Source organism: Colwellia sp. BRX10-4 (assembly GCF_014077465.1).
In the GTDB taxonomy this organism is placed as follows: Bacteria; Pseudomonadota; Gammaproteobacteria; order Enterobacterales; family Alteromonadaceae; genus Colwellia_A.
Genome location: NZ_JACGVZ010000055.1, coordinates 1 through 4,611 on the forward strand (window position 1 = coordinate 1; position 4,611 = coordinate 4,611).

The window sequence follows — 4,611 nt, forward strand, 5'->3', positions numbered from 1 at the left end:
ATTACTTGTTTTATTATCTATGCGACTAAAGAAGCTAGATTAACCTAACAAGGCATTCAAACGGACAAAAAACAGTTGGCTGTTTTCACTTCGTTCAACATTATAGCCAACAATTTTTTGCCGCTTAATGTGGCGTTATGTGAATAGGCAAACTGGGAGCTAAATTGGATAGTTTATCAAAAGTTAAAAGCTCTAAAGGTTTGCTGTTCATTTCTATTCTTATGTTCTTAGTTGCATTTTTTATCCCAACTCCAGAGCTTAGTAAATTGAAGTATATTTCAGGAAAAATAACTAACATTACGCCCAAGACGAGTTCTGGTTTGGTTTTATCAATACTCACTAAAAGTAATGAAAAATTATCTTTTGATATACCCAATTCCACTAAAGTTAATAACAATAGAATCAAAAAACTTAAGAACCAAGAAAATATTAGTATTTGGTATCATGATTTTTATACTCTGGTAAATGACGTTTACGAAGCTAAGCAAATAGGTATTGAGGGTGTGCTAATTATTACTTACCAAGAAACCTATGATAGTGATATGTTAAGTATTTATACGGTGTATGGTTTGTCATTAATAATGTTTCTAATCTCAATATTCTTATATATTAGAGTTAAATTCACATAACAAGCCATTCAAGTAGGACAAATAACAGCTGGCTATTTGCTCCTTCGTCGCTTATTTTAGCCAACTATCATTTGCCTCTTAATGGGGCGTTAGCTGTATTTAAATCTTTTAGGCAAGGAGCCAATTATCAAATTCTTTAAACTTACATCAACTCTTGAATTAATAGGATGGTCCTTTTTTGTTATATTTTTTTCGGTTTTATTCTTTAATGTAGAGCAAAGCTTTTTAATTATAATTCTACTTGTTCTTACTTTGTTTTTTTCTGTACTTTCAGGGATCGTTCCTATGTTCTCAGATGCGGTTCCCCAAACTTCTTTATTAATAAGGCGATTATTTCCAGCAATTGGCATTGTTATTTACTTTGTGGTTCAATTTGTAAGAGAACCATTTTTTATACCTTTCTAATGAGCTAGCACACAGCTAACAAGGCATTCAAACGGACAAATAACAGTTGGCTGTAGTTCGTGCCTCACTATTTTAGCCAACTATTATTTGCCGCTTAATGGGGCGTTAGGTTTTCATTCAATTTCGGCATATATTAAATTTTTACTCTTTTGTAATAAAAATGATTTATTAGAGACTATTAGTTTGATTGTTATTAAATTTAAGGAATATTCAAAATGAAAAAAGTCTTTAGGTACCTATTATTGTTATTAGTGGCTTTTGCAATTTATGCTGGATTAACTTCTCAAGTATGGTCTTTTCCAGCAGGAATTATAGCGTTTAGCTTTTTGTGCTTTCTTGGTACTTTAAAGGGAAAGCGTTCATCAATTGAAACTCAATCTAGTAAGTCTTCTTCTGCTGTAATTGGTGCTAGTGTAACTAGCAGTTTTTCTTCCAGTTCGGATTGTGGGAGTTCTGATGGTGGTTGTTAAAACCTAACAAGGCAATCAAGCAGGAAAATTTACAGTTGGCTGTTTTCACTGCGTTCAACATTTTAGCCAACTATAAATTTCCTCTTATTGAGGCGTTATATGTCGCCACTGTTCATAAAATTATGTTTTGTAACTTGGGCATTTAATTTATTAGTTTGTGCTTGTTTCCGTTCTTTTTTGTGGTAACTTTAGCGGCATAAATTAGTTTGTATTCTTGGTTATAGAGTTTTCGCCTAACTTGTTTTGTGGAAATAATTAGCCAAAGTGTAAAAGGCTCAAATTCACGGTTTGGTGGCAAGTGGCGAAAGGTTTTTTAAATCTACTCATTCCACTCTATAACCATTTATGTTTTTGGTAACTTAATAGTTTGCCTTGTAAATTACATATAACAAGCCATTCAAGCAGGACAAATAACAGTTGGCTATTTGCTCCTTCGTCGCTTATTTTAGCCAACCATTATTTGCCTCTTAATGGGGCGTTATATGCCTAAAAGGAGTTGGAGTTTAGCATGTTCATATATTCAAGAAATCAACTTGATGATTCTGTAGTGACGATAGTGTTCAGCCCAAATTTTAAGTGGCTGTCTCTTCTATTTGTTTTATCAGCTATATTTCTTTCATACTTTAGCTACCCAAACCTCGCATTATTGTTTTTTTGTTGTTTCGGTATCTGGTTACTTTTATTTTTGATGCAAACAAAAAGTGTACGACGAGAAATTAAAGAGTTTATGGTTTTAGGTAAAGTTCAGACTTCAGGTTCTAATTGGAATTATAATAACCCAATTACTTATACTATAAAATATTAGCATTCGGCATATAACAAGCCACTCAAGCAGGACAAATAACAGTTGGCTTTGTTCGCTTCGCTCTCTATTATAGCCAACTATCATTTGCCTCTTAGTGGGGCGTTATACGGTTAATCAGAGTTCGAAGTATACGGTAGCATCACACTAAGGACACATGGAGGTATTTTATGAAAATGGTTCAATTATTAACTTACGCATTTGTTACATTGATGGTTATTTCATCTTTTAGCGGAAACTCAGGCACTTATAAAAATGAAAAAATAGCTTTAGTATTTGGGGAAACTATATATCTTAAGGATCTAGAACCAGAGGAACGAGAGTTGGATAGGTACAAGCGCTCTTATCCTGATTTGTCAACAGCAGAAATTGTGAATAGAGTTCACAATAGCAAGTTGACTTCATTGATATGGAAACAAGTTGTTAGTAAATTCTCGGAAAATTACGATGTGGAGCCATCACAAGAAGAAGTTGATGACTATATTAATGCAATGGAAGCATTGTCTTCTGAGCGGCCTAAAAGTGAAGCGAACTGGCGTCCAACTGAAATAGAATCAGAAGAAATTAATGAACAAATTTCAAATATTTACAAAGACTTTGTGCGTACATATAAAATAAGTAAAAAGCTCTATGAACTATATGGCGGCGTGGTGATTTTTCAGCAAGGTAATCCATTAGAGCCTGTTGGTGCATATCGAAAATTGTTAGAGTTTCACGAATCAAATAAAGACTTTGTCATTTATAACAAAGAGTCTAAAACCTCATTTTGGGATTACTATGTTAGAGAGCATAGAAGTATAATCCCTGAAGATAAAGTGGACTATACCGTACCTTGGTGGAAAAGAGCTTTAGAAAAGTAAATTCGGAGCAAAACCGTATAACAAGTTGCTCAAACGGACACAAATAGCTGGCTGTGCTCGTACCTCGCTATTTTAGCCAACTATTTCGCGCCGCTTAGCAAGGCGTTAGGGTTACCATGAATATTGAGTTACTCGATTTATCCAGCGATCAATTAGATTCTTGTAATTCTGCTTATCCAGATGATCTTGAAAATTTTGATATTTTAATTGAACTAGATTTATGTTTCGAAAATCATCAAGCTGATAGTGTTTTTTTTGAATTTTATGTAGCGTCTCCTAATGCTCTGACATTACGACCAATTAATTGTTTTTCTCCTCCAACATTAATTCTTGAAGAGTTTGATTGGACTGTAATCAAAAGTCGTGTGACTAAACTACTTTTACACGCTAATGGTTGTAAAACATGGACAGAGGTAGCAACAAGATTAAGTGGTCAAATCAGACCTGTAAGTCTTAGTTGCTTTCCGTGGTAAGTAACCCTAACAAGCTGTTAAAGCAGGACAAAATTCAGTTGGCTGTTTTCGTTCCTCAACATTTTAGCCAACTAAATTTTGCCTCTTAACAGGGCGTTAGCAGTACCTAAATAGAGAAAATCATGAGTACATTTCAAGCATCATTAATACAAGATTTAATATTCATTTCAATACTTATTGGATTAGCTGTTTATTTAGCAAAAAAGCGAAATCGTAATATTTACTCGTGGGGTTTAGCAGGAGTATTAATAATTCCAACGCTTATCTTATTTTTCTTATCTAAAAATGAAGATGTTTAATTGATTTATCCAGCCTTGCTTTTTATTGTGTGGACAACGTACTGCTAACAAGCCATTCAAGCAGGACAAATAACAGCTGGCTATTTGCTCCTTCGTCGCTTATTTTAGCCAACTATTATTTGCCTCTTAATGGGGCGTTATGTGCAAATGGGTTTCAGACTTTGAGTAGATATATCAAATTTTTCATTCTTCCAATCTTTGGTATTTTGATTGGTATAGAACCCAAGTTATTTATTGTCCCTTTTGACTATATTTTTGATATCCATGGAACACACTTATCATTAGGAAGTTGGATATCCTTACTGTTATTAATTGTTATAGTTCTTTACGACTTATTACTACTTGGGTATTTTATAACACGCTATAAAACACGTAAGAAATTGGCTTTATTCACAGCAATTTTATTGATTTTTCAGTTTGTTTTATTAGGCTGGGAATTGGGGTTTTGGCAGTAATTGCACATAACAAGTTGCTCAAACGGACGCATAACAGTTGGCTGCGCTTCGTTCCTCGCACATTTTAGCCAACTATTTTGCGCCGCTTAGCAAGGCGTTATATGCTCTTAATAAATACGTTTTAGGGCAAGACATTTTTAGCTAAGTGTTTTACGCTAAACTCGGTTTAGTGCAGCACTAATAAGCATTGCTTCTTTTACCTTTTTCAAAGGTGGCAA

Annotated in this window: 6 protein-coding genes; 5 read left to right on the forward strand and 1 reads right to left on the reverse strand. The window is 34.0% G+C overall.

Annotated features, from left to right (window positions below):
* Positions 1 to 164 precede the first annotated feature (164 nt).
* Positions 165 to 629 (forward strand): hypothetical protein, encoded by a 465-nt coding sequence (locus tag H4J67_RS19440; protein WP_182204768.1) that lies wholly within the window; start codon positions 165 to 167, stop codon positions 627 to 629.
* Positions 630 to 718: 89 nt separating this feature from the next.
* Here H4J67_RS19440 and H4J67_RS19445 read toward each other — a convergent pair whose 3' ends face one another.
* Positions 719 to 979 carry a hypothetical protein gene (locus H4J67_RS19445; RefSeq protein ID WP_182204769.1) on the reverse strand — a complete coding sequence of 87 codons (261 nt, stop codon included), beginning with the start codon at positions 977 to 979 and terminating at the stop codon, positions 719 to 721.
* A 270-nt stretch (positions 980 to 1,249) separates the two neighbouring features.
* Between H4J67_RS19445 and H4J67_RS19450 the strand changes: the two genes are divergently transcribed.
* From H4J67_RS19450 to H4J67_RS19465, 4 genes are all read left to right on the forward strand, one after another.
* Positions 1,250 to 1,504 (forward strand): hypothetical protein, encoded by a 255-nt coding sequence (locus H4J67_RS19450; RefSeq protein WP_182204771.1) that lies wholly within the window; start codon positions 1,250 to 1,252, stop codon positions 1,502 to 1,504.
* Between the two features lie 972 nt (positions 1,505 to 2,476).
* On the forward strand, positions 2,477 to 3,166 hold the full coding sequence (locus H4J67_RS19455) for a SurA N-terminal domain-containing protein (protein ID WP_182204773.1): 690 nt from the start codon (positions 2,477 to 2,479) through the stop codon (positions 3,164 to 3,166).
* Positions 3,167 to 3,282: 116 nt separating this feature from the next.
* The gene (locus tag H4J67_RS19460; RefSeq protein WP_182204774.1) at positions 3,283 to 3,639 is read left to right on the forward strand and encodes an Imm8 family immunity protein; all 357 of its coding nucleotides are present in this window, start codon (positions 3,283 to 3,285) and stop codon (positions 3,637 to 3,639) included.
* A gap of 122 nt (positions 3,640 to 3,761) precedes the next feature.
* Entirely contained in the window at positions 3,762 to 3,938 is a 177-nt protein-coding gene (locus H4J67_RS19465) for a hypothetical protein (protein WP_182176781.1), read from the forward strand.
* Positions 3,939 to 4,611: the final 673 nt, after the last annotated feature.